At 70.8% G+C, this 24,534-nt stretch carries 24 protein-coding genes; 7 read left to right on the top strand and 17 right to left on the bottom strand.

Annotation, left to right across the window (positions count from 1 at the left end; translation table 11 throughout):
• Nucleotides 1-24: 24 nt before the first annotated feature.
• Genes DNK54_RS15685 through DNK54_RS15705 form a run of 5 tightly spaced genes read right to left on the bottom strand, consistent with a single transcriptional unit; the run spans nt 25 to nt 3,947 of the window.
• Nucleotides 25-981 (bottom strand): DUF808 domain-containing protein, encoded by a 957-nt coding sequence (locus tag DNK54_RS15685; protein WP_110207952.1) that lies wholly within the window; start codon nt 979-981, stop codon nt 25-27.
• A 22-nt stretch (nt 982-1,003) separates the two neighbouring features.
• Nucleotides 1,004-2,038 (bottom strand): SIS domain-containing protein, encoded by a 1,035-nt coding sequence (locus tag DNK54_RS15690; RefSeq protein WP_110207953.1) that lies wholly within the window; start codon nt 2,036-2,038, stop codon nt 1,004-1,006.
• Entirely contained in the window at nt 2,035-2,199 is a 165-nt protein-coding gene (locus DNK54_RS15695; RefSeq protein ID WP_110207954.1) for a Trm112 family protein, read from the bottom strand. The genes DNK54_RS15690 and DNK54_RS15695 overlap by 4 nt, the downstream gene beginning before the upstream one ends.
• A gap of 3 nt (nt 2,200-2,202) precedes the next feature.
• Entirely contained in the window at nt 2,203-3,561 is a 1,359-nt protein-coding gene (locus DNK54_RS15700) for a phosphomannomutase/phosphoglucomutase (protein WP_110207955.1), read from the bottom strand.
• A 26-nt stretch (nt 3,562-3,587) separates the two neighbouring features.
• Entirely contained in the window at nt 3,588-3,947 is a 360-nt protein-coding gene (locus tag DNK54_RS15705) for a DUF3499 domain-containing protein (RefSeq protein WP_110207956.1), read from the bottom strand.
• Between the two features lie 49 nt (nt 3,948-3,996).
• On the opposite strand from DNK54_RS15705, the gene DNK54_RS15710 reads away from it, so the two are divergent.
• Nucleotides 3,997-4,425, top strand: coding sequence for a metallopeptidase family protein (locus tag DNK54_RS15710; protein WP_239460135.1), 429 nt, complete (start codon nt 3,997-3,999; stop codon nt 4,423-4,425).
• Between the two features lie 24 nt (nt 4,426-4,449).
• On the opposite strand, the gene DNK54_RS15715 is transcribed toward DNK54_RS15710, so the two are convergent.
• Genes DNK54_RS15715 through sigE form a run of 3 tightly spaced genes read right to left on the bottom strand, consistent with a single transcriptional unit; the run spans nt 4,450 to nt 6,868 of the window.
• Nucleotides 4,450-5,763, bottom strand: coding sequence for a S1C family serine protease (locus DNK54_RS15715; protein WP_162602492.1), 1,314 nt, complete (start codon nt 5,761-5,763; stop codon nt 4,450-4,452).
• Nucleotides 5,760-6,290 (bottom strand): hypothetical protein, encoded by a 531-nt coding sequence (locus DNK54_RS15720; RefSeq protein ID WP_110207959.1) that lies wholly within the window; start codon nt 6,288-6,290, stop codon nt 5,760-5,762. The genes DNK54_RS15715 and DNK54_RS15720 overlap by 4 nt, the downstream gene beginning before the upstream one ends.
• Nucleotides 6,290-6,868, bottom strand: a complete 579-nt coding sequence (gene sigE, locus DNK54_RS15725) for an RNA polymerase sigma factor SigE (protein WP_239460136.1) — start codon at nt 6,866-6,868, stop codon at nt 6,290-6,292. The genes DNK54_RS15720 and sigE overlap by 1 nt, the downstream gene beginning before the upstream one ends.
• Before the next feature lie 217 nt (nt 6,869-7,085).
• On the opposite strand from sigE, the gene DNK54_RS15730 reads away from it, so the two are divergent.
• Nucleotides 7,086-7,760, top strand: a complete 675-nt coding sequence (locus tag DNK54_RS15730; RefSeq protein WP_275426274.1) for an O-methyltransferase — start codon at nt 7,086-7,088, stop codon at nt 7,758-7,760.
• 24 nt (nt 7,761-7,784) lie between these two features.
• Here DNK54_RS15730 and DNK54_RS15735 read toward each other — a convergent pair whose 3' ends face one another.
• Genes DNK54_RS15735 through DNK54_RS15745 form a run of 3 tightly spaced genes read right to left on the bottom strand, consistent with a single transcriptional unit; the run spans nt 7,785 to nt 9,798 of the window.
• Nucleotides 7,785-8,123, bottom strand: coding sequence for a hypothetical protein (locus tag DNK54_RS15735; protein ID WP_110207961.1), 339 nt, complete (start codon nt 8,121-8,123; stop codon nt 7,785-7,787).
• The gene (locus tag DNK54_RS15740) at nt 8,120-9,625 is read right to left on the bottom strand and encodes a leucyl aminopeptidase family protein (RefSeq protein WP_239460137.1); all 1,506 of its coding nucleotides are present in this window, start codon (nt 9,623-9,625) and stop codon (nt 8,120-8,122) included. Before DNK54_RS15740 ends, DNK54_RS15735 begins: the two co-directional genes overlap by 4 nt.
• 5 nt (nt 9,626-9,630) lie before the next feature.
• Nucleotides 9,631-9,798, bottom strand: coding sequence for a DUF3117 domain-containing protein (locus tag DNK54_RS15745; RefSeq protein ID WP_110207962.1), 168 nt, complete (start codon nt 9,796-9,798; stop codon nt 9,631-9,633).
• Between the two features lie 151 nt (nt 9,799-9,949).
• Between DNK54_RS15745 and DNK54_RS15750 the strand changes: the two genes are divergently transcribed.
• Together DNK54_RS15750 and DNK54_RS15755 are read left to right on the top strand one after the other, a co-directional pair.
• Nucleotides 9,950-10,759: an enoyl-CoA hydratase/isomerase family protein gene (locus tag DNK54_RS15750; RefSeq protein WP_110207963.1), complete on the top strand. Its 810-nt coding sequence runs from the start codon at nt 9,950-9,952 to the stop codon at nt 10,757-10,759.
• A gap of 108 nt (nt 10,760-10,867) precedes the next feature.
• Complete coding sequence (locus tag DNK54_RS15755; RefSeq protein ID WP_162602493.1) at nt 10,868-11,806, top strand: sensor domain-containing diguanylate cyclase; 939 nt, start codon at nt 10,868-10,870, stop codon at nt 11,804-11,806.
• Nucleotides 11,807-11,858: 52 nt separating this feature from the next.
• Here DNK54_RS15755 and DNK54_RS15760 read toward each other — a convergent pair whose 3' ends face one another.
• The 4 genes from DNK54_RS15760 to dapE are packed head-to-tail and all read right to left on the bottom strand — an operon-like array spanning nt 11,859 to nt 14,532.
• Entirely contained in the window at nt 11,859-12,353 is a 495-nt protein-coding gene (locus DNK54_RS15760; protein WP_239460138.1) for a hypothetical protein, read from the bottom strand.
• Nucleotides 12,354-12,369: 16 nt separating this feature from the next.
• Nucleotides 12,370-12,675 carry a DivIVA domain-containing protein gene (locus DNK54_RS15765; RefSeq protein WP_239460139.1) on the bottom strand — a complete coding sequence of 102 codons (306 nt, stop codon included), beginning with the start codon at nt 12,673-12,675 and terminating at the stop codon, nt 12,370-12,372.
• Nucleotides 12,676-12,682: 7 nt separating this feature from the next.
• Nucleotides 12,683-13,447 (bottom strand): LOG family protein, encoded by a 765-nt coding sequence (locus tag DNK54_RS15770; protein ID WP_239460140.1) that lies wholly within the window; start codon nt 13,445-13,447, stop codon nt 12,683-12,685.
• A complete protein-coding gene (dapE, locus tag DNK54_RS15775) occupies nt 13,444-14,532 on the bottom strand; it encodes a succinyl-diaminopimelate desuccinylase (protein WP_110207965.1) in 1,089 nt (362 codons plus the stop codon). The genes DNK54_RS15770 and dapE overlap by 4 nt, the downstream gene beginning before the upstream one ends.
• Before the next feature lie 206 nt (nt 14,533-14,738).
• On the opposite strand from dapE, the gene DNK54_RS15780 reads away from it, so the two are divergent.
• Nucleotides 14,739-17,564, top strand: a complete 2,826-nt coding sequence (locus DNK54_RS15780; protein WP_110207966.1) for an FAD-binding and (Fe-S)-binding domain-containing protein — start codon at nt 14,739-14,741, stop codon at nt 17,562-17,564.
• A gap of 85 nt (nt 17,565-17,649) precedes the next feature.
• On the top strand, nt 17,650-18,339 hold the full coding sequence (locus tag DNK54_RS15785; protein ID WP_110207967.1) for a DUF981 family protein: 690 nt from the start codon (nt 17,650-17,652) through the stop codon (nt 18,337-18,339).
• A 68-nt stretch (nt 18,340-18,407) separates the two neighbouring features.
• Here the strand turns inward: DNK54_RS15785 and ileS are convergent, their stop codons facing one another.
• The gene (gene ileS, locus DNK54_RS15790) at nt 18,408-21,674 is read right to left on the bottom strand and encodes an isoleucine--tRNA ligase (protein WP_110207968.1); all 3,267 of its coding nucleotides are present in this window, start codon (nt 21,672-21,674) and stop codon (nt 18,408-18,410) included.
• A 341-nt stretch (nt 21,675-22,015) separates the two neighbouring features.
• Complete coding sequence (locus DNK54_RS15795) at nt 22,016-23,179, bottom strand: hypothetical protein (RefSeq protein ID WP_110207969.1); 1,164 nt, start codon at nt 23,177-23,179, stop codon at nt 22,016-22,018.
• A gap of 109 nt (nt 23,180-23,288) precedes the next feature.
• Here DNK54_RS15795 and DNK54_RS15800 point away from each other — a divergent pair, with 109 nt between their 5' ends.
• The gene (locus DNK54_RS15800) at nt 23,289-24,512 is read left to right on the top strand and encodes an NAD(P)/FAD-dependent oxidoreductase (RefSeq protein WP_110207970.1); all 1,224 of its coding nucleotides are present in this window, start codon (nt 23,289-23,291) and stop codon (nt 24,510-24,512) included.
• Nucleotides 24,513-24,534: the final 22 nt, after the last annotated feature.

A 24,534-nucleotide genomic window follows, 5' to 3' on the forward strand; every position in this document is an offset into this window, starting at 1 on the left:
GTGCAGGAATCAACGAGCGTCCGATCAGTCGGCGACCTCCGCGGCCCGCTCGCGGTGCCCGCCGAAGGGCACCAGGTGCAGGACCGCGACCACGACCGCCCCGACGAGAAGCCCGGCGACCGCTGAGGCTGCGGTGTTGGTCAGCCAGCCCAGCACCGCGCCCAGGCCGGAGACGGCCTCGTGCACCGACTCCTCGAGGTGGTGCACCAGCGAGTACGGCGCGTGCCACCCGAGGTCGTCGGCACCGACCAGCAGGATGTGACCGCCGACCCACAGCATCGCGGCGGTGCCGACGACGGCGATGACAGCCAACAGCTTCGGCATCCCAGCGACGAGGCCATGGCCGAACCGGCGGGCGGCACGCGAGGAGCGCAGGGTGAGCGCCAGGCCCACGTCGTCCATCTTCACGATCAGCGCGACCACGCCGTAGACGAGGAGGGTGATGCCGACCGCGACCACGGCGAGGATGACCGCCCGCGCCAGGAGAGCCTGGTCGGCGACCTCGTTGAGCGCGATCACCATGATCTCCGCGGAGAGGATGAAGTCGGTACGGATGGCACCCGCCACCATCGTCCGCTCCTGCTCCGGCCCCAGCTCGGTGGCCAACTGCTCCTCGGGATGGTGCCCGCTGAGCTTCTCCCACACCTTCTCCGCGCCCTCGAAGCAGAGGTAGGTGCCGCCCATCATGAGGATCGGGGTGAGCAGCCAGGGCACGAACTGACTGAGCAGCAGCGCAGCCGGCAGGATGAAGAGGAGCTTGTTGCGCAGCGAGCCGAGCGCGATCTTCTTGATGATCGGCAGCTCCCGCTCCGCCGCCACACCCTGCACGTACTGCGGAGTGACGGCAGTGTCGTCGACGACGACTCCGGCGGCCTTGACGCTGGCGCGTCCGGCCGCCGCACCGACGTCGTCGACCGAGGCCGCCGCGATCCGGGCCAGCGCCGCCACGTCGTCGAGCAGCGCGAACAGGCCGCCGCTCATCGGAGCGATCCCGTGGGGTGATTCATGGACCCTCCACCAGCCCGAGGCTGAGATAGCGGGCTGCATAGCGCCCGGTCAACGACAGTTCCGCGTAGCGGGCGACCTCACTGGTCGCCGAGGACCCGACCGTCTCGACCCGGACCCCCTGTCGCGTCGCGGCGGCCAGCAGCTGGCCGCGCTGCTCGCGGACGACCGGCTCCTCGTTGCCGTCGTCGAGCACCACCAGCACCGGACGCAGGTCGGCGGCCTCGTCGGCGAACGGGTCGTCGAAGACGTTCCGGGGCCGGGCGGCCTCGATCACCGGCAGCAGATGCTCGGCGTCGCCGGCGATCGCACCGCGGCCCGAGGCACGCCGGATCGACTCCGCCACCCGCCTGGCCGCCCGCGCAGCCAGCACCGAGCCACCCCAGACCAGCGGGTTCGCCTCGGCCAACGCGATCGCCAGCATCTTCGCCGGGTTCACTGCCAGGTCGCGATGGGGGGAGCAGGCGATCGCCACCTCGTCGAGTGCGCGCGCCACCTCCTCGGCCTCCCCCACCGGGCCGAGCTCCACCCGGTGCAGGTAGTCGAGCACCACGACCGCGGTCGCAAGCTGGTCGCCGCTCCCGGCGGGCAACACGCTGGTCCAACGGCCCGCCGCATGCTCGGCCACCATCGAGGCGGGGTCGCAGGCGACCACGACCTGGCAACCACGGCGTACGGCCTCGGCGACGGCGGAGGCCGCGGCGGCGTCGGAGGGGTCCGGCGCCAGCATCACCACGAGGTCGAGGCTCCCTGCCCAGCCGGGGAGACCCGGGCCGGGCCAGGCGACGAACGGCACCGGGCACCATGGCTCGAGCACGGCGCGCAGCAACCGGGAGTCCGGACCGGCCGCGATCACCGCTCGGGGGCGGCTCCCCTGCGACCTGGCGAGCGCCTCCTGCACCGCCTCGGCCGACTCGCCGGCGGCGCGACGTACCCGGGCACCGGACTCGGCCAGGTGGCGCAGGTCCTGGTCGACCCGCGCCAGCACGTCCGCGTCGTCGAGACGGGACTCGTCGAACCACACGGCGGTCACCGGGTGGGACGGGCCTCGTCGACCAGCAGCACGGGGATGTCGTCGCGGACCGGGTAGGCCAGTCCGCAGCCGGCGCACACCAGCTCCTCCGCCACCGGCTCCAGGGCGCCGTGGCAGTCGGGGCAGACGATGATCTCCAGCAGGGTGCGGTCGATGTTCACTTCTCAGCTCCTGATCTCGGAGAGGACGGCGTCGCGTACGCCGGCCATCGTGGTCTCGTCCTTGCCCTCGGCGTTGAGCCGGAGCAGGGGCTCGGTGTTGGAGGCCCGGACGTTGAACCACCAGTCCGGGTGGGCGACGCTAAGGCCGTCGAGGTGATCGATCTCCACGTCGGCGCGACCGCCCCACTCCTCCTCCAGGCGGCGCAGGACGGCCTGCTGGTCCGCGACCGTGGAGTTGATCTCACCGGAGGCCGCGAAGCGGACGTAGTCGGCCAGCAGCTCCGAGAGCGGACGCTCGGTCTCGGAGAGGGCGGCCAGCGCGTGCAGCGCCGCCAGCATCCCCGAGTCGGCGCGCCAGAAGTCGCGGAAGTAGAAGTGGCCACTGTGCTCGCCGCCGAAGATCGCGTCGGTCTCGGCCATTGTGGCCTTGATGTAGCTGTGGCCGACCCGAGTGCGCACCGGCGTGCCCCCGAGCTCGGTGACCACCTCGGGCACCGAGCGGGAGGTGATGAGGTTGTGGATGATCGTCGCGCCGGGCTCCCGGGCGAGCTCGCGGGCGGCGATCAGCCCGGTCAGGGTGGAGGGCGAGACGACCTCACCCCGCTCGTCGACCAGGAAGCAGCGATCGGCGTCGCCGTCGAAGGCGAGCCCGATGTCGGCGCCTTCGACGAGCACCCGCTTCTGCAGGTCGACCAGGTTCTCCGCCTCGATCGGGTTGGCCTCGTGGTTGGGGAACGTGCCGTCGAGCTCGAAGTAGAGCTCGGTGACGGCGATGCTGGGAAGCTGCTCGAAGACAGCCGGCGCTGTCAGCCCGGCCATGCCGTTGCCGGCGTCGACGACGACCTTCAGCGGTCGGCCGGCGAGCGGAGCCAGGGAGCGGAGGTGGGCGGCGTACTCCTGCAGGACGTCACGCGTGCTGATCGTCCCCGTGACGGCACCGGTGTGCTCCGCGGCCACCGCGTCCCGGATGTCGGCGAGGCCGGTGTCGAGACCGATCGGCGCCGCACCCGCACGGCACATCTTGATGCCGTTGTACTGCGCCGGGTTGTGGCTCGCGGTGAACATCACGCCGGCCTGGCCGAGGTGGCCGGAGGCGAAGTAGAGCTGGTCGGTCGACGCCAGGCCGATCATCACCACGTCGGCGCCGGCCGCTGCCGCGCCGCGCGCGAACGCCTGCGCGAGCTCCGGTGACGACGGTCGCATGTCGTAACCCACGACGACCGTGGGAGCGCCGATCACGGAGACGAACGCGCCACCGATCCGCTCGGCGAGCAGCGCGTCGAGCTGCTCCCCCACCAGACCGCGGATGTCATAGGCCTTGAAGATCGCCCGGAGGTTCTCCGGATCGAGGGTGCTGGGCATGGACGGAGCCTATCGGCTGCGCAGGGTCAGTCGGTGGTGAGGACGCGCAGGTGACCGCGCCGGGTCGAGACCCGGGCCCCCTCCTCGCGCGGGTCGACCCGCGCCGGCTCGACCGGGCGGGCCGCCTCGCGTACGGCGTCGGCGAGGGCGAGCAGGTCGTCCGAGGTGGGCGCGGCGGCGCTCGGGTCGGGTGCCAGCCGCATGACCTCCCAGCCCCGCGGTGCGCTCAACCGCTCGCTGTGCATCTCGCACAGGTCGTAGGCGTGCGGCTCGGCGAAGGTGGCAAGCGGACCCAGCACCGCGATCTGGTCGGCGTACACGTAGGTGAGCGTGTTCATGGCCGGGCGGCCGCACGCTGTCCTCGAGCATCGACGGGCGGGGTTCACAGGCACAAGGTACCCCCGACCTCTCGCCTCCGGGACTAGGCTCGCAGGCGTGGGTGCACAGCGGCGGGACCGGCGAGGTCGAGGCATGCGAGGTCCGGCGATCCTGCCGCCGGTGCGCGGCGGACGCCGCGCACCGGCACGACGTACGTCGAGGCAGCGGTTCGACGACCTTGCCCTGGGGATCGTCACCGAGCTCGACGGCCGGTGGCAGCATCGGCTCGGGCTGGTCGAGTACGCCGTCGAGGACACGCCGCTGGTGCCTGACGACTGGGACATGCCGACTGTCCCGCTGTCGTCCCTGGTCCGCGGGACCGCTACCCAGCCGACCCGCCTGGTGCTCTTCCGGCGGCCGATCGAACAGCGCTGCGAGACGCGCGAGGAACTGGAGGCGCTGGTGCTCACCGTCGTCGTGGAGCAGCTCGCCGAGCTGTTGGGCGTCGACGCCGAGGACGTCGATCCTCGCTACACAGCGGAGTGACCCAGCGGGTGGTGCCGCGCTGCGTCACCCGACCTTGGCGTCGAGGGTGACCTTGATGTCGCGCTCCTTGCCGTCACGGGTGACGGTCAAGGTGACCGTGTCGCCGGGGACGTGGGCACGAATCGCGACGATGAGGCTCGGGCTGTCGACGACGACCCGGTCGTTGAGCTCCCGGACGACGTCGCCCTTCTTCAGGCCGGCCTTCTCCGCGGCGCCGCCCTTGGTCACCTCGTCGATGAGGACACCCTCCCCGGACTTGTCGGTGATCACCTGGGCACCGATGACCGGGTACTGCGCCTCGCCGTCGCGGAGGATCTGGTCGGCCGTGATGCGCACCTGCTCGACCGGGATGGCGAAGCCGACACCGATGTTGCCGGCCTCTCCCGACGGCGCGCCGTTGGTGGCGATGGCGGAGTTCACGCCGACGACCTCGCCGCGCAGGTTGACCAGCGGTCCGCCGGAGTTGCCCGGGTTGATCGCCGCGTCGGTCTGGACGGCGTTGATGTAGGAGTTCAGGTCCTTCGCGTCGCCGCCGGTGGTGACAGGGCGGTTGAGCGCACTGACGATGCCGGAGGTCACGGTGGCAGACAGGCCGAGCGGCGACCCGATCGCCACCACCGGCTCACCGACGCGCAGCGTGGTGGACCGGCCCAGCGCGGCGGGCTGCAGCTTGTCTGCCGCGTCCTCGACATAGAGGACCGCGAGGTCGTAGACGGTGCTGCGGCCGACGATCGTGGCGTCGTAGCGGTGGTGGTCGACATCGACGACCTGGATCTTGCCGTCGCTCTTGGCCGCGTCCTCGATCACGTGGTTGTTGGTCACGACGTGGCCCTGCTTGTCGAGCAGGAATCCGGAGCCGGTCGCCCCGCCCTCTTCGCCCTGGTAGTCGGCGATGATCTGCACCGTGCTCGGCAGCAGCTCCTGCGCGACAGCAGCGACACTTCCGTTGTCGGCCTTCAGCGGCGGGAGGTCGACCAGGTCCACCCCGGCCAGGCCGTCACGGTTGCGACCCGGGTCGTCGTTCTGGTCCTGCCAGTAGTCGTAGCCGACGCTGGCGAGGCCGCCGCCGACAAGGCCGAGGAGCAGGGCCAGGAAGGCGACCGCCGCCAGGCCGGGGCCACGGCGGGGAGGTACGGCGACAGGCTGCGCCGCAACGAACCGACCGGGAGGGGGGAAGTGCGGACCGACCCGGTCCTCGGGTCGCGGCGCCGGGAAGCTCTGCAGATGCTCCTCGACGGACGGCTCCCGCGCCGCCGCGTACGGAGCGGTGTGTTGCAGGTCGTCAGGCTGCCCCGGCTGCTCGGGCGTGCTTGCGTCGTCGTGGCGCTCGTCGTTCACGGGTTGATTGTCACCCATCGGTCGGCGATGCCGACGCCGACGGTCGTCCCGGCGCCGCGCACCTGGGTCGAGGCGGACGGTGTCAGGCTCACCGGCTGGGCGGGACCGTTGGGGGTGGTGAAGCTGGCCACCGGCGCACGCCGCTCGGAGGGGACCGGGGTCTGGGCGGGACCGGCCAGGGCGACCACCCCGACCAGCGCAGCGCTCACCGAGCCGGCGCCGAGGACGACCGCGACCGCCGTACGACGACGAGCAGCTGCATCGTCGAGGTGGCGGTCGTGGGTGGTGGGCAGGGTCTCGAGGGCGGAGCCGAGGGTGAGCAGGCTCTGCAGGTAGTCAGGGGCAGGTCGCGACTGGTGGGAGAGGCCGGCGACCCTCGTCTTGACCCAGCCCTCGCGCTCGACGCGGTCGCGACAGAGGCAACAGGTGTGCACGTGGGCCCAGAGACGATCCGCCTGGTCGGACGGGAGCTGCCCGTCGACGAGAGCGGAGACCCGGCTGCCGACGTGCCCCAGCGTGGTGGCCATCAGCAGGCACCGCCCGGCAACGACTGCGCCACCGGTCCCGAGTACCTCTCTCGACCGTCCGCCGGAGCGCGGTGGGCCAGTGCGGTCCGCAGCATCGCGCGACCGCGGTGGATCCGGGAGCGCACGGTGCCGAGCTTGGCTCCGAGGATCTCCGCAATCTCCTCGTAGCTGAGTCCCTCGATGTCGCAGAGCACCACGGCCGCCCGGAAGTCGGGCGGCAGCTGCGCGAGCGCCTGCTCCACGTCGTCGTCGAACGTCTGGTCGGCGTACGCCTCGTGCGGCGCGCCGTGCGAGCTGTGCAACCGGGCGGCCCGCTCGTCGCTGAGCGCGTCGAAGCGGATCCGCTGCTTGCGGCGCGCGCCGTCGAGGAAGAGGTTGGTGGTGATCCGGTGCAGCCAGCCCTCGAAGGTCCCCGGCGTGTAGGTGGGCAGCGAGCGGAAGACCCGCACGAAGACGTCTTGGGTGAGGTCCTCGGCATCGGCGGCGTTGCCCGTCAGCCGGTAGGCGAGCCGGTAGACCCGGTCGGAGTGCTCGCTGACGATCTGCTCCCACGTGGGAACCTGCTCGGTCGTCGTCACAACACCCTCCTGGGACTTCCTGCGTAGCACGCTTGCTCCTTCACCGTAGGGATCCCTGCTGAGAGGAACCTGAACGAACCTGTCACGGACGCTGGGAATCCTCATCTCCGCTCAACGAACCGGGGCGCGTCCGTGTTCCCCTCTGCTGTTCCCGCCCGCACGCCGCACGGCAACAGCAGAGCTGTCGGCTCGCGCGATAAGGTCGGGTGCCTTAGACGTGTCGCGGCCTGAGGAGGCAGCCATCACCACTCCGATCAAGCCCTCGAGTTGGACCTGGGCCGAGCAGTTCGTGCCCGAAGACGAGATCCTCGCCTCCGCCCGGGCACGCGCTCAGGAGGTCGGTGTGGTGCCGATCGGCTCCGGTGTCGGCGCCACCCTCCAGTTCCTCGCCTCCGTGCTCGACGCCCGTGCCGTCGTCGAGATCGGCACCGGGACGGGCGTCTCCGGTCTGTGGCTGCTGCGCGGGATGCGCGCCGACGGCGTCCTCACCACCGTCGACGTCGAAGCCGAGCACCAGCGGCTCGCCAAGGAGAGCTTCGCTGAGGCGGGCATCCCCGCCCAGCGGGCGCGCGCGATCCCCGGCGCCGCGCTCGACGTGCTGCCCCGACTGACCGACGGCCACTACGACCTCGTCTTCTGCGACGGCGACAAGCGCGAGTACGCCGACTACCTGGCCGAGGCGCTGCGGCTCCTCCGCCCAGGTGGCGTGGTCTGCTTCGACAACGCGCTCTGGCACGACCGGGTCGCCGACCCGGCTCAGCGCGACCCGGAGACCGTCGCTATCCGTGAACTCGGCCGGACCGTGATCGAGCACGAGGGCCTGGTGCCGGTGCTGCTGCCCGTCGGCGACGGCTTGCTGGCCGCGAAGAAGGTGTGGATCCCGGAGAGCTGACCGGCCCCGGGCCGCTCGGCGAGCTCAGGCGCGCGGCGTGGAGGCGAAGCCGGCGGCGCCCTGGGCGACCGCGAGGATGTCGCACTCCTCGATCAGGATCGGGGCGCTGCCGATGAGCAGCGAGCCCGCCGACTCGGCCGCACCAGCGGTGAACGTCTCCTGGAACGCCGTCCGCTCCTCGTCGGACTCGAAGACGTAGCAGCCCTCGAACCACTCCCCTGCGCGCATCCGCCAGGTCTTGAAGGCCAGCCCCGGCTTGCCTTCGAACCGCTCGTGCGAGGCGTCGGCGACGTAGTCGGCAAGGCGGTCGTTGACCTCCGGTGCCGCATCGACGAGAGACCAGCGGACGGTGAGGCCCTTCATCGGATTCCCTCCAGGGGGTCGGGCTGCTCCAGCCAGCTGAGCAGCGTGCGGGCACCGAAACCGGTCGGCCCGGCGGTCCATTCGTCCCACTCCTCCAGCGCATCGCCCACGGAGGCGATGTCGAGGTGCGCCCAGGGCAGGCCGCCGGCGAAGTGCTGGAGGAAGAGGGCGGCAGTGATGGCGCCCGGCCTGCCCGCACCGTTGTCGCCGTCGGCGACCTTGGAGGCGACCTTCTCCTCGTAGACATCGGCCAGCGGCATCCGCCACAGGTCTTCGCCGGAGCGGCTGCTCGCGGCAGCCATCTGGCCGGCGAGCGCGTCGTGGTTGGCGAAGAAGCCACCGGTGCGCAGGCCGAGTGCCACCTTCATGGCACCGGTCAGGGTGGCAACGTCGACGATCGCGTCGGGAGCGAGCTCCTGCGCCGCCCAGGCCATCGCATCGGCAAGCACCAGACGCCCCTCGGCATCGGTGTTGGTGACCTCGGTGGTGCGCCCGCCGACATGGCGGATCACGTCGCCGGGGCGGAACGCCGAGGCGCCGATGGCGTTCTCGGCGCTGGCCACCAGGCCGGTCACCCGCACCGGGCAGCCCAGCTCGGCGAGCGCAGCGAGCGTGGCGATCACGACCGCCGCACCCGTCATGTCGCGCTTCATGTTGACCATCGCCTCGCCCGGCTTGATCGAGAGCCCGCCGGTGTCGAAGGTGATCCCCTTGCCGACCAGCGCGATGTGGCCCGGCCGGGCGATCCGCTTCGGCGGCGTGTAGCTCAGCTCGATCAGCCGCGGCGGCGTGGCCGAGGCGGCCCCCACGGCGAGGATGCCTCCGAATCCGTGCTCGGCCAGCCACGCCTCATCCCGTACGACGACGGCGACGCCTCGGTCGGCGGCGGCAGCCACCGCCTGGTCGGCGAGCCACTGCGGGTTCTTGAGGTTGGAGGGTGTGGTGGACAGGAAGCGTGCCAGCCAGCCGGCGCGGGCTACCGCCTCCGCCCGGGCCACCACGTCGCTGCGGGAGGGGTCTGCGTCGAGGAGGAAGCGGCGTACCGGCTGGGTGCGCGGGCCCTCCTTGCGCCAGTGGAACTCGAAGGAGCCGAGCGTCGTGCCGACGACGAGGTCCCGCAGCTGCGCATCGTCGAGGTCGCCGGCGAAGGTGACCACGACCTCTTCGCGCCCCTTCGCCGACCGGGCCAGCGCGGCACCGGCACGGCGGGCGGCACCCGGCCCGTCGCCCATGCCTACCAACAGCACCAGCGGGAAGCGCGGGTCGCCGGTGGCGTGCCTGACCACCGCTGCCTCGGAGAGCTCGTGGAGCGCCACCAGCTCGGACAGGTCGAGAGCAAGGGCGGTGCAGAGATCCGCGCCGGCTCCGATCGCCTCAGCGTCCGTGAGGCGGACGCCGACGGCCACGGCCGGAGCCGCGTCGAGGTCGAGCGCCGACACCCCGAGCGAGTGTGTGGGCGGCTCGACCTGCTGCGGCAGGCCGTGGCCGACGGCGGGGGCCACGGAGGTCAGCCCACTACTTCCTTGAGCGCGTCACCGAGGGCTGTCGCCTCGTCGGCGTTCAGCTCGACAACGAGCCGGCCACCACCCTCCAAGGGAACGCGCATGACAATGCCACGGCCTTCCTTGGTGACCTCGAGCGGACCATCACCGGTCCGCGGCTTCATTGCCGCCATCCGCACACCTCTTCCACAGGGGTTCGATCGGTGCCGACCACCCGGGATCGACACCTCTGGCCACCATTATCCCCTATCGGCCCGCCAACGTGACACCGACCACCTCGACGGCTGGCAGACTCGTCCTCGACCTACGACTCCGGGAGTTCCCATGACAGCTGGATCCGGCTCCGACCTGCCGGTGCTGCTCGACGTCGACGGCGGCGTCGCCACCATCACGCTGAACCGGCCCGATGCGATGAACAGCCTCGACATCGCTACCAAGAACGCCCTGCTCGAGGCCGTGACGTCGGTCGCCGAGGATCCGGAGGTGCGGTGCGTCGTCCTCACCGGCACCGGGCGCGGCTTCTGCGTCGGTCAGGATCTCAAGGAGCACGTCGAGCTGCTCGCCTCCGGCAGCAGCGACGCGCTCTTCACCACGGTCGCCGAGCACTACAACCCGATCGTCACCGCGGTGGCGACGATGCCGAAGCCGGTCATCGCCGCAGTCCAAGGCGTGGCGGCCGGAGCCGGAGCCAGCCTCGCCTTCGCCTGCGACTTCCGCTTGGCCGCCGAGACCGGCGGCTTCAACCTGGCCTTCGCCGGGATCGGCCTCTCCTGCGACACCGGCTCGTCCTGGAGCCTGCCGCGCCTCGTCGGCCAGGCGAAGGCCCTGGAGCTGCTGCTCCTCCCCCGCACCCTCGGCGCCGCCGAGGCGCTGGAGCTCGGCCTGGTCAACCAGGTGCTGCCGGCCGCGGAGCTCGATGACGCCGTCGCCGCCCTGGCCACCCGGCTCGCGGCCGGGCCCACCGTGGCGTACGGCGCGATTCGGCGCTCGGTACGTCACGCAGCGGGCACCGACCTCGCCCGGGCGCTCACGTTCGAGGACGAGATGATGACCCTCACCGGCGCAACCGAGGACCACCGCGCCGCGGTGGCCTCGTTCGTCGCGAAGGAGAAGCCGGTCTTCCACGGACGCTGAGGCTGTTCCCCGGGCCCAGCCCGGCCCTGGGGGTCATCCGGCTGACCGATCGGTCGGCTTTCAGCACGCATCGCCCACCGATGGGGTCGCTTGGGCACAATCGGCACCGTGACGTCCGAGAGCTTTGAGGGAGCGCGTCTCTTCACCGAGTCCGCGCGGCACATCGTCGACTACCTGACCCAGCACACCCCGCTGAGTACCTGGTCGGTGAGCCGGATCAGCGGCGGCGAGCAGGTGCACGTGCACGTCGCGGGAGGGTCGTTGATCACGACCGGGCAACGGGTGCCCTGGGACGTCACCTTCTGCAAGCAGATGTCGGAAGGGGCGGCCAGCATCGTGCCGGACTCGCACCACGACCGGTCCTACTGCCGGCTGCCGGCATCGGCCGAGGTGCGTTCCTATGCGGGAGTCCCGCTCACCGATGACGACGGTGACCTCTTCGGCACGCTCTGCGGCGTAGGTCCGCAGCCGCTGGCCGATGCGAGCCTCGTCGAGCCGGAGCTGATCGAGCTCTTCGGTCGCCTCCTGTCCGCACAGCTGATCTCCTCCCGCGAGCAGGATCGCGACGACCACGAGGCCGCACTCGCCCGCGCGGAGGCGCAGTCCGACGCCCTCACCGGACTGCTCAACCGGCGCGGCTGGGATCTGGTCGCTGGCGAGGCCCAAGACCGTGTCGACGCCTACGCCGATCCGGTCGCGGTCATCGTGATCGACCTCGACGGCCTCAAGCAGATCAATGATCGCGAGGGCCACGTGCACGGCGATGCCCTGCTCCGCCGGGCCGCGACGACACTGCGCGCCGCAGCAGGACCGGAGGACCAGGTTGCCCGCTACGGCGGCGACGAGTTCTCGGTGCTCTGCAACGGCCTCACCACCGCCGACAGTGCCGGGCGCCTGGCCGACCTGCTCGGCGCGCTGCACACCGCCGGTGTCGCCGCTTCGGGCGGGATCGCCCTCACCACGCCGGGCCCGGAGAGTGTGCTGCGCGCCTTCGAACAGGCCGACCGGGCGATGTACGCCGACAAGCAGGAGCGCCGCTCGAGTTGAGGTTCCGCGAGTAGCGCCCCGCACCGTCAGGCGCTGGCTGTGCCGGGAGGGGTCAGATCTTGGAGAGCACGTACGCCCACGTGAAGATGCACACCCCGACCAGCATGCCCAGATGGGCGAGGATCGAGAGCCCCGGACCACTGCTCCACGAGTCGCCGATGGCGGCCGAGGAGTGTCGGCCACGCGAAGGCATCCAGCGCACCAGGATCATCAGGCCCGCCACCGTGGTCAGCCAGAAGAGGCCGAGCGCCGCGACACCGATCTGCGAGTCGCCCGTGCCGTCGCCGAACCCGGTCACCAGGAAGACGGTCCAGGTGGCGACGGCGGCCAGGCCGGCGATCGTGTGCACGTTGAGCAGGAGCGAGGAGGTCTGCAGGCGGCCCGCCACGGGATCGTCTCCGCGCAGCCGGACCCGCGTCAGGACCACCACGACCAGCGCGAGCGCGGTGAGCACGTAGATGCCGAGTGTCAGCTTCTCCGACGTGACCCAGTCCAACGCATCACTGGCGGCATAGCCCAGGGCCTGGGCGATCATCGGGAACTGCACGGTCGCCAAGTGTGCCTCATCCCTCGGCGTCGTCGCCACGGCCGGGCCCGTCCACCGGATCCGGGGCAGGCGCCTCGGATGCGGCGAGCTGTCGTTCGAGCCGGGTCAACAACTCGTCGACCTCGGTCATGGAGTAGCCACGGACGACGGTGCTGAAACGCGCCTGGCGCAGCTCGCGGGCGCTCACCGGCCCGTCGCCCGCGGGCAGCCGGCCGGACCGGTCGGGTCCTTGCTCCTTCATCGGCGCGCCGCCCCCGGCAGCGACCACGGCGACGCCGCCCAGGAGCAGGACCGCCACGACAGCGAGGATCCACATCATCATCGGGCGATCACTCCGGACGGTGCGGCTCGGGCTGCTGGGCGCGACCGTGCCGAGCAGCCACCATGAGGTCGACGACCTCCTGCAGATCGTCGGTGACGGTGATCAGCTCCAGATCCTCGGACGACATCTTCCCCTGGGCCGCGACCGTGTCGCGCAGCCAGTCGACCAGGCCGCCCCAGTAGTCGGTGCCGACCAGCACCACGGGGAACGAGGTGACCTTGCCGGTCTGCACGAGCGTCAGCGCCTCGAAGAGCTCGTCCAGCGTGCCGAGACCGCCAGGCAGCACCACGAAACCCTGGGAGTACTTCACGAACATCGTCTTGCGGGCGAAGAAGTAGCGGAAGTTGATGCCCATGTCGACCCACTGGTTGAGGCCGGACTCGAAGGGCAGCTCGATGCCGAGCCCGACGCTGATCCCGCCTGCCTCGCTGGCGCCCTTGTTGGCTGCCTCCATCGCTCCCGGTCCACCGCCGGTGATCACCGCGAAGCCGGCCTCCACCAGGCGCTGCGAGACCTCCACGCCCACCGCGTAGACCGGGTCGTCGACCCTGGTCCGGGCCGAGCCGAAGACCGCGATCGCGGGACCGAGCTCGGCCAACGCCCCGAACCCCTCCACGAACTCGGCCTGGATGCGCAGTACTCGCCACGGGTCGGTGTGGACCCAGTCGGTCGGATCGTGTGAGTCCAACAGACGCTGATCGGTCGTCGTCTCCTCGACGAGCGCGCGACGCAGGAGCACCGGCCCCCGTCGACGGTTCCTCGGCTCGCTCACGCTCTCCCCCCTTCGACGCCTGCGGTGAGCCACGCGCGGAGGGTCCGCTCGCAGCGCTCGATGTGCTCGACCGGCACGTGCTCCTCCTGCTTGTGGGCCAATGTCGGATCGCCCGGACCGTAGTTCACGGCCGGGATGCCCAGGGTGCTGAACCTCGCCACGTCGGTCCAACCGAACTTCGGGGCGACCTGGCCGCCCACCTCCGCGACGAAGGCGGCTGCTGCCGGGACCTCGAGGCCCGGCAGCGCACCCGGCGCGCTGTCGACCACCACGACGTCGTACGGCGCGAAGAAGGTGCGCAGGAAGGCCTCGGCCTCGGCCTCGGAGCGGTCCGGCGCGAACCGGTGGTTGACCGTGACGACGCACTCGTCGGGAAGCACGTTGCCGGCCACCCCGCCGGAGATGAAGACCGCGTTGAGGCCCTCGTGGTAGGTCAGCCCGTCGATCACCGGCCGGCGCGGCTCGTGCCGCTCGAGGCGGGCGAGGATGTCGGCCGCCTTGTGGATCGCGTTGCTGCCCATCCAGGCGCGTGCGGAGTGAGCCCGCTCGCCGTGCGTGCGTACCTCGACCCGGAGCGTGCCCTGGCACCCTGCCTCCACCGAGGCGTTGGAGGGCTCCATGAGGATGGCGAAGTCGGCCTCCAGGAGCTCCGGGTCGGACCGACTGAGCAGGTTGAGCCCGTTGAAGCGGGCCTCGACCTCCTCAGCCTCGTAGAAGATGAAGGTGACATCGCGGTTGGGCTCGGCGACCTCGACGGCGAGCTTGAGCGCCACCGCGACGCCACCCTTCATGTCACAGCTGCCCAGCCCGTGGAGCGTCCCGCCTTCGAGGCGCGCGGGCAGATTGTCGTTGAGCGGCACCGTGTCGAGGTGGCCGGCGATCACCACCCGCTCGGCACGGCCGAGCCGGGTGCGCGCGACCAGCGTGTTGCCGCGACGCGTCACCTCCAGGTGGCTGGCGGCCACGAGAACCGCCTCCACCGCGTCGGCGAGCTCCCGCTCCCGGTGGCTCACCGACTCGACGTCGACGAGCTGACGGGTCAGCTCCACGACGTCGGTGCTGGTGTCGATGTGGAGGGCACTCATGTCTCCATCCAACCAGCCGCACTGTCGAGTTCGCGCAAATGGCAGGTTGAGTTAGCGCGTATTGCGCCTTGAGTTCGCGCATATGGCGCGGGCACTGCCATTTGCGCGAACTGAACAGGGCGTTTGCGCGAACTCGACACGTCATACGCGCGAACTCGACACGGCGGGCATGATGGGGAGCCCCGGAGGAGTCGGCAAGGAGACCCATGGAAGACCGGCGGGACGACGCGGTCTCGGCACTCGTGCACGCGGGGCTCGAGGTGCACGACGACGCGGGCACCCGCGCGATGTACGGCTCCGACGCGTCGCTCTACCGGATCCAGCCCCTGGCGGTCGTCCGGCCTCGCGACGCAGCAGAGGTGGAGGCCGCGCTGGCGGCGGCTCGGGAGACGCAGGTGCCGGTCACGTCCCGGGGTGCCGGCACCTCGGTGGCGGGCAACGCGATCGGCCGCGGCATCGTGCTCGACTTCTCGCGCCACCTGAACCAGGTGGTCTCCGTCGATCCCGGTGCCCGGACCGCCGTGGTCGAGCCGGGCACCGTCCACGCCGACCTGCAGCGGCGTGCGGCGGCGTACGGGCTGCGGTTCGGGCCCGACCCGTCGACCCACGGCCGCTGCACGATCGGCGGGATGATCGGCAACGACGCCTGCGGTTCGCGCTCGCTTGCCTACGGGCGTACGTCGCAGAACGTGCTCGGCCTGGAGCTCCTCACCGCTGCCGGGGAGCGGCTGTCCACCGGCGGCGCGGCGAGCGGCCCCTGGGTGCGCGGCGGCGACTCGCTGGTCTCGGGCTTGCACGAGGCGATGGCCGGGCACCTGGCGACGGCGCGCACCGAGTTCGACCGCTTCGGACGCCAGGTCTCCGGCTATGCGGTGCAGCACCTGCTCCCCGAGCGGTTCGATCTCACCCGCGGCCTGGTCGGCTCCGAGGGCACGTTGGCAGTGGTCACCGAGGCGACCGTGCGCCTGGTGCCCGACATGCCCTGCCGAGCGCTCGCAGTGCTGGGCTTCGCCGACATCGTGGCGGCGGCGGAGGCGGCGGTGCGCGCTGTCGACCATGGCCCGACGGCGTGCGAGGGGCTCGACTCCCGGCTGGTCGACGTACTCCGCGAGCGCCGGGGGGCGGCCGCAGTGCCGGAGCTCCCACGCGGTGGCGCCTGGCTCTTCGTGGAGTTCTCCGGCACTGCGGCCGGCGAGGTGCTGGACCGCACACGGCGCCTCGCCCGAGAGCTCGCAGAGGTCGATGCGATCGTCGTCGAGGATCCGGCGCACCAGGCGCGGCTCTGGCGCGTCCGCGAGGACGGCGCCGGGTTGGCCGGCCGCGCACCGTCGGGCCGACCTGCCTGGCCCGGCTGGGAGGACGCAGCGGTGCCGCCGGCACGTCTCGGCGCCTACCTGGCCCGCTTCGACGAGCTGCTGTCAGATCACGGGCTCACCGCCGCGCCGTTCGGGCACTTCGGCGAGGGATGCATGCACCTGCGGCTCGACTTCCCGCTCGACCGCGACGGCGGCGTCGCCCGGATGCGGGAGTTCGTCGAGCAGGCAGCACGCCTGGTCGGGGAGTTCGGCGGCTCCCTCTCCGGCGAGCACGGCGACGGGCGGGCACGCAGCGAGCTGCTGCCGCACATGTACTCCGCCGACGCACTCACGCTCTTCAGGCGGATCAAGCGGGTCTTCGACCCGGACGGCCTGCTCAACCCCGGCATCCTGGTCGACCCGGATCCGGTCGCCACAGACCTCCGGTCGTACGCCGCGACCCGGACCCGCGTGCCGCTCGCGTTCGCCTACCCCGAGGACGACGGAGAGCTGGCAGGCGCCGTGCACCGCTGCACCGGGGTGGGGCGGTGTCGCGCCGACAACTCGGCGGCGCACGGCGTCATGTGCCCCTCCTACCTCGCCACCCGTGAGGAGAAGGACACGACGCGGGGTCGGGCGCGGGTGCTGCAGGAGGTGGTGCGCGGCGAGCTGGCCTGGGATGCGCCGGCGGTCCACGAGTCGCTGGACCTCTGCCTTGCCTGCAAGGGATGCGCGAGCGACTGCCCGACCGGTGTCGACATGGCCGCCTACAAGGCCGAGGCGCTGTATCAGCGCTACCGAGGGCGCCTCCGGCCCCGGTCGCACTACACGCTCGGCAGGCTGCCGACCTGGGCCGCCCTGGCGGCACGGATGCCGCGCCTCGCCAACGCCGTGCTCCGTGCACCGCTCCTCGGTGGGCTGCTGGTCCGGGCGGCGGGCGTCGATGCCCGGCGCACGCTCCCGCGCTTCGCCGACCGCCCCTTCCGCCGCGCCGTCCGGGCCAGCGGCACGGGTCGTCCGGTGCTGCTCTTCGCGGACTCCTTCTCCGACCACTTCGACCCCGATCTGCTGGCAGCGGCGGTTCGGGTGCTGGAGCAGGCCGGCTACGCACCGCGCACCCTGAGCCGGCGCACCTGCTGTGGCCTCACCCTGATCACCACCGGCCAGCTGGATGCCGCCAAGCGGACGCTGCGGCGTACTGTCGCGGCGCTGGGGCCCGTCGCCCGCCGGGGCGTCCCGATCGTCGGCGTCGAGCCCTCGTGCACCGCCGTACTCCGCGACGAGCTCCCTCGGCTGCTGCCGGAGGATCCGGATGCGCTGGCGGTCGCCGCATCGACCCGGACCCTCGCCGAGCTGTTGACGACCACCGAGGGCTACGAGCCGCCGGACCTGCGGGGCGTCGAGGTGATCGCGCAGCCGCACTGCCACCACCATGCCGTGCTGGGCTGGTCCACCGACGCTGCCCTGCTCGCCCGCTCCGGTGCGGCGGTGCATCGCGTCTCCGGATGCTGCGGCCTCGCCGGCAACTTCGGCGTCGAGGAGGGCCACTACGAGGTCTCGGTGGCGATCGCCGGGCAGCAGCTGCTGCCCGCCTTGGACGCGGCACCGGACGCCGTGGTGCTGGCCGACGGCTTCTCCTGCCGCACCCAGATCGCCGATCTCCGGTCCCGCCCGTCGCTGCACCTGGCGCAGCTGCTGGATCCCCACACCGCACCACCACGACACGCGGGGGAATGAACCGTGACCGGCCCGCGTTGCCCAGATAGTCAATCTTTCAACTATTAAGCGGGGTCGCGGCGCGTCCCCGCGGAAGGTGGACGACATGGTTGTCTACAACGAGCTCATCGCCGTCACGGCGGGAGCGGGACTGCTCGGCTTCGCGGCCTTCTTGACGCAGCTGATCCGGGGCAAGCGGATCGACAGCGAGGGCTGGGCGGGCTTCTTCGGCGTGAGCGGCCTGCTGCTCTTCGTGCTGGGTGTGCACACGACCGTCACCTGGCCCTACGGGGGCGACGGCTTCGAATACGCCAACGTGGCGTTCGGTCAACCGGCAGCGGCCTTCGGCGCGCTCCTGCTGCTGGCGGGCCTCTATCTCTGGCGTCATCGCGAGCTCTTCGCCGGCGAGGTCGAGACGGCGAACGCGACCGCCCTCGCGGCGCTCAAGCCGGCTGGGATCTTCGTCGGCGCACTCGGCCTGAGCATGGCCGTGCTCGCCATCAGCTTCGTCCGCTACGAGTTGGGAGCTGCGCCGCCGGAGGAGCCGATCAGCGGGCGTTTCGGCGACATGCCGATCCTCGAGGCTCTCTTCCTCGGTGGCCTGTGGGGCATCGTGGCCGTCGGCGCGCTGCTCTTCGCCGTTGCGCTGTGGACCGACCGCCCGCAGCTGCTGCGCTGGGCGATCTGGGCCTGGGTCATCGGCGGCACCGTTTTCCTGCTCTTCGGAGCGATGAACTTCTACACCCACCTCGGGATGTACCACAACATCTCGCACGGCACGTCGTACAAGTGGTGATGCGCTGATCTCCGCCCAACAGGCAGCGGCCGCGAAGAGCTCTCCTCGCGGCCGCTGCTGTGTGTTGCTCAGGCCTTCGCGACGGCGATGTGCAGCGCGTCGCCCGGGTGCACCTCGTACGACGTCGCCAGGGTCTCCCCCGCGATGAGCTCCTGGTGGGCGCGGGCCGCCTCCTGGGTCTCGTCGTCGCCGGCGATGGTAAGCGAGATCCGGTCCGAGACGTCGAGCCCGGCGTCGCGCCGCGCCTGCTGCACCGCCCGGACCAGGTCACGGGCCAGGCCCTCGCGAGCCAGCTCGTCGGACACGACGACATCGAGCACCACGAACCCGCCGCCGGGAAGGATCCCCGTCGCCACTCCCTCGGCGCCCTCGCCCGCAACGGTCTCCAGGGTGTACTCACCCTCGACCAGCGCCAGGCCGCCCGAGGTAACCACACCGTCGGCGTCGACCGACCAGTCCCCCGTCTTCGATCCCTTGATGGCCTGCTGCACGTCGCGTCCCAGGCGCGGTCCCGCGGCCCGGGCGTTCACCGACAGCCGCTGCTCGACCGCGTAGGCCGTCGCCTCGGGAGCCCCGAGGTCGAGGAGCCGGACCGCCTTGACGTTGACCTCGTCGGCGACCAGCGCCTCGAAGCCCGTGAGCGCACCCGCCTCGGGCAGCACCACGGTCAGGGACGAGAGCGGCAGCCGGTTGCGGAGGTTGCCGGCCTTGCGCAGCGCCGACGTCGCCGAGCAGACCTCGCGCACCTGGTCCATCGCGCCCAGCAGCTCGTCGGCGGCAGGCAGTTCCTCGGGCTTCGGCCAGTCGGCGAGATGCACCGAGCGGCCCCCGGTGAGACCGCGCCAGATCTCCTCGGTGGTCAGCGGCAGCAGCGGCGCGACCACCCGGCAGATCACCTCGAGGGCGGTGTGCAGCGTGTCCATCGCCTGGTGGGTCTCGACAGGCTCGACCCCCGATGAGGTGTCGCTCCAGAACCGCTCCCGCGACCGTCGGATGTACCAGTTCGTCAGCACGTCGAGGAAGGAGCGGGTGGTCTCGCACGCGCCGGCGATGTCGTAGTCGTCCATCTGCTCGGTCATCGCCGCGACGTACTCGCGGAGCTTGGCGAGCAGGTAGCGGTCGAGGGGATCTGTCGACCCCGTCTGCCACCGTGGCTCGTAACCCGCAGCGTTGGCATAGAGAGAGAGGAAGTACCACGAGTTCCACAACGGGATCATCACCTGACGCACCGAGTCGCGGATGCCCTGCTCGGTCACCACCAGATTGCCGCCCCGCAGGATCGGAGAGGCCATCAGGAACCAGCGCATCGCGTCGGCGCCGTCGCGGTCGAACACCTCGGAGACGTCCGGGTAGTTCCGCAGCGACTTCGACATCTTCTGGCCGTCCGAGCCCAGCACGATGCCGTGGCTGATGCAGGACTGGAAGGCGGGCTTGTCGAAGAGCGCCGTGGCCAGGATGTGCAGCGTGTAGAACCAGCCGCGGGTCTGGCCGATGTACTCGACGATGAAGTCACCCGGGAAGTGGTGCTGGAACCATTCCGCGTTCTCGAACGGCACGTGGTTCTGCGCGAACGACATCGAGCCGGAGTCGAACCAGACGTCGAGCACGTCGTCGACGCGGCGCATCGTCGACCGGCCCGTCGGGTCGTCCGGGTTGGGCCGGGTCAGCTCGTCGATGAACGGCCGGTGCAGGTCGGGCTCTCCGTGCTTGTTGCGCGGCAACCGGCCGAAGTCGCGCTCGATCGCCTCGAACGAGCCGTAGACGTCGAGGCGCGGGTACGCCGGGTCGTCGCTCTTCCACACCGGCACCGGGGAGCCCCAGAAGCGGTTGCGGGTGATCGACCAGTCGCGGGCGTTCTCCAGCCACTTGCCGAACTGCCCGTCCTTGATGTGCTCCGGCACCCAGCGGATCTCCTGGTTGAGCTCCAGCATCCGCTGCTTGAACGCGGTGACCTCGACGAACCAGGAGGAGACGCCCTTGTAGATCAGCGGCTGCCGGCAGCGCCAGCAGTGCGGGTAGGAGTGGTCGTAGGTCTCGCGGCGCAGCAGCACCGTGCCGGCCGAGACCGAACCGGCGGCCTCAACTGGCTCGGCCTCCGCGAAGGCACGCGTGGCGGCCTTCAGGTGCTCCATGATCGGCGCGTTGGCGTCGAAGACCAGCATGCCGGCGTACTCGGTGACGGGTGCGGTGAAGCGGCCGTCCTTGCCGACCGGCATGACCGCCTCGATGCCCTCGCGGTCGGTGATCTCCTTGTCGACCTCGCCGAAGGCACCGGCGGTGTGCACGACCCCGGTACCGTCGGTCGTCGTCACCGCATCGTCGGCGGCGACGACACGGAAGGCCTTGTCGTGGCCCGCGTAGTAGCCGAACGGGGGCGTGTAGGTGCGGCCGACCAGGTCGGCGCCGCGGTAGGTGCCGAGCACCGTGAAGTCGCCGTTCTCCTCGGCAAGCTCCCGCGCGTACGACGCCAGGCGCGCCTGCGCAAGCACGTACTTCGCGCGCTTATCGGTCCCCGGGACGGGCGCCTCCACGACGACGTAGTCGATGTCGGAGCCGACCATGACGGCGAGGTTGGACGGCAGGGTCCACGGCGTGGTGGTCCAGATCAGGATCAAGGCGTCGTCGAGCACCGCGTCGTCGCCGGTGGCGTCGAGGGCGAAGCCGACGGTGACGGCCGGGTCCTGCCGGACCTTGTAGACGTCCTCATCCATCCGCAGCTCGTGGTTCGACAGGGGCGTCTCGTCGTTCCAGCAGTAAGGCAGCACCCGGAAGCCCTCATAGATGAGGCCCTTCTCGTGGAGCGTCTTGAAGGCCCAGATCACCGACTCCATGTAGTCGGGGTTGAGCGTCTTGTAGTCGCCCTCGAAGTCGACCCAACGGGCCTGGCGGGTCACGTAGTCGCGCCATTCGCCGGTGTACTTCAGCACCGAGGTGCGGCACAGCTCGTTGAACTTGTCGATGCCGAGCTCATGGATCTCGTCGGTGGTCTTGATGCCGGCCTGGCGCATCGCCTCGAGCTCGGCCGGGAGGCCGTGGGTGTCCCACCCGAAGCGGCGCTCGACGCGCTTGCCGCGCATCGTCTGATAGCGCGGCACGATGTCCTTCACGTAGCCGGTGAGCAGGTGGCCGTAGTGCGGCAGGCCGTTGGCGAAGGGCGGGCCGTCGTAGAAGACGAACTCGTTGCTGCCGTTCTCTCCCGGGTCGCGTGCCTCGACGGACGCCTGGAAGGTGCCGTCCGCCTCCCAGTAGGCGAGCACCGTCTCTTCGATGTCGGGGAAACGCGGGTTGGACGGAACGCCGTCGTTGCCGGACATGGAGACCTTCGGGTAGGTCATCGGTGCTCTCCTGGGGTTCGTGCCTGTGGTCTTCTGCCACGAGGACGACCCCTGGGGACCGCGGTACCACCTCGCTTGCCACCGCTACATCACGGTGGCCGCTTCATGAGGGCTGTGACGGGCCCGGCCCGTCCGGTTCTACTAGGCCCTCTGGCATGGTCTCGACAGGCTCGACCACCGATGTGGCTGTTCTTCCGGAGGCTCGCCGCTGATGACGGCTCGAACGCCTGTAGACCCAGGCTACCGCGCAGCGCGCGCCGGCTGCGAATCGGTTTCGCGGGCGGGTGCCGCCTTGTGCCGCGCTCCGCTGTCACCAGGTGGCAGTGCAGCGCGGCACAACGTCAGCCGACTCGTCGAGCAGTGAAGTTCACCGTCGCCCAGCAGCGGTTGGGCCCGTTGTAGCGGAACCTCGCCTTGGTGACCTTCTTGCCCTTGGCCAGGCCGACCAACGAGGCCGTGTAGAGCTTGCCCTTCTCGACGATGTCGATGATCCCCGACTTGGGGATCTTGGAGCTCTTGATGGAGTAGTAGTTCCAGGTGTAGGTGGGGAAGTCCGGGTAGCCACCGCAGGTGGTCATCGCGTAGACCCGGAAGCCGGTCAGCTTGCCACGCTTCACCTGGAAGGTGATGCGCTTGTCCTTGCTGCGGTACTTGCCGTCCTTGATCCGTGGCGGCGCGGAGGTGGGCTTCACCTTGAAGCTCTTCGAGGTCTTCGCGGCCGAGGTACCCCGAGCGGTCAGCTTGAGCTTGGTGGCGCGCTTCTTCGTCAACTTCACCTTGACGGTGATCGAGGCAGAGCTGTCGTCGTAGAGGTCGTAGCTCGTCGTGGCCTTCTTGACCTTCAGCCCCTTGCCCTTCCCGGTCACCGTGATCCGCCCGGCCTGGAACTCCCCGACGTTGCGGACGTCGACGACGATCGGCGTCCATATCCCCTTGACCAGCTTCAGCTTCTTGGAGCCGAGCAGCTTGGCGCTCTTGATCAACAGATCGGCCTTCGCATAGACCGGCGTGAGACTCCCCCCGAGGAGGTCATAGGTCGTCGTGGTTCCGCCAGGCTCGGTCAACGCCGCAAAGGCACAGTCGTAGGAGCTGTAGACCGAGTGTGCGGTGCTGTTCAGCGTGTACGCCGCCCCCGACCTGCTCCACCCCGCTGCCGGCGTACCTGTGGTCGGCGTGGCGTACTCGATCTGCCCGTCGCACGAGCCTCCGGTCCACTCACCCAACGTGAGCCGCAGCCGCGCGTTCTGCGCCGAGGTCGGCACCGCCCTGAGCACCACGGTCGCCCGGGCCCGGTCCTCGCGCACCGAGGTGGTGAGCTTGGCACTGCTCAGCTGCCGGGCCGGCGTACTACTGGTGGGTTGGCCCGTCGGCCGCTGCGTCAACGTGCCCGAGCGCCCCACGACCGGCGGCTCGTCCGCCTGCGCGGAGCCGGCACCGAGCACGGCGACCCCTGGGAGAACCATGCCCAGGAGAGCAAGATGGAGGAAGAGTGGACGGACGCGCATGCGAGTCTCCTGTCGTCTCGAGAGCGGCACCCCCTGCCGCACGACTGCCTCGACCCTAGGTCACCTCGCGCTTGTTGGGTACCGCTGGGAGCACGACGGAAGGAGACTCATGTCAGACGTTGGAATCGTGGTGATCGGCGGCGGCCTGGCCGGCGCCAAGACGGTCGAGGCACTGCGCGAGCAGGGATACGACGGCCCACTGACCCTGGTCGGCGCCGAGCCGCACCTGCCCTACGAGCGCCCGGCGCTCTCCAAGGACCACCTGCTGAAGGGAACTCCCCTGGCGGAGTTCACCCCGCACAATGCCGCCTGGTACGACGACCACGACGTCACGCTGCGCCTGGGCGTCGCGGCCGTGGTGCTGGACATCGCCGGCCACACTGTTGCGCTCTCCGACGGCGAGGAGCTGAGCTACACGAAGCTGGCTCTCGCCACCGGGTCGCGACCACGACAGCCGGAGCTGCCCGGCGCCGATGCCGAGGGCGTGCACGTGCTGCGGACCTTCGAGGACTCGGAGGCGCTCGACGCCGCGTTCGGCGCCGACTCCCGGGTCGCGGTCGTGGGTGGCGGCTGGATCGGGCTCGAGGCTGCGGCTGCCGCGCGCGAGCGAGGGGCGGAGGTGACGGTGCTGGAGATGGGCGAGCAGCCCCTCGGCAAGATCCTCGGCACCCGGATCGGCGCCGCCTTCGCCGACCTCCACCGCAAGCACGGGGTCGAGGTGCGCACTGGCGTCGAGGTCGCCCAGGTCACCCAGAGCAAGAGCCGGGCCACCGGCGTCCAGCTTGCCGACGGGGCGCATGTCCCTGCCGACGTCGTGGTCTTCGGGATCGGTGCCGCACCGAACATCGAGCTCGCCGACGAGGCGGGCCTGCAGGTGGACAAAGGGGTGCTGGTCGACGCCGCCCTGCGCACCAGCGACCCTGACGTGGTGGCCGTCGGCGACATTGCCGAGCAGGCGCATCCGAGCCTCGGGAGGCGGGTCCGCGTCGAGCACTGGGACACCGCGCTCCGTCAGCCGGAGATCGCCGCCCGCACTCTGCGGGGGGAGGAGGCGGCGTACGACCGGACGCCGTACTTCTTCACCGACCAGTTCGAGCTCGGCATGGAGTACCGCGGCCTGGCGACTCGGCCCGACGACGTGGTCGTCCGCGGCTCCTTGGACGGCGACTACCTGGCGTTCTGGTTGACCGAGGACGATCGGGTGGAGGCCGCCATGAACGTGAACCTCTGGGACGTCGGCGACGACCTCGCCGCCCTCGTCGCCGAGCGCCGTCCGGTGGATCGGAAGCGACTGGCCGATCCCGAGGTCCCCTGGGACGAAGCGACCAGCTGAGGTTTGGCGGCGCGCGGGCCGG

The sequence above is a fragment of the Nocardioides daejeonensis genome, from assembly GCF_003194585.1.
Classification (GTDB): Bacteria; Actinomycetota; Actinomycetes; order Propionibacteriales; family Nocardioidaceae; genus Nocardioides; species Nocardioides daejeonensis.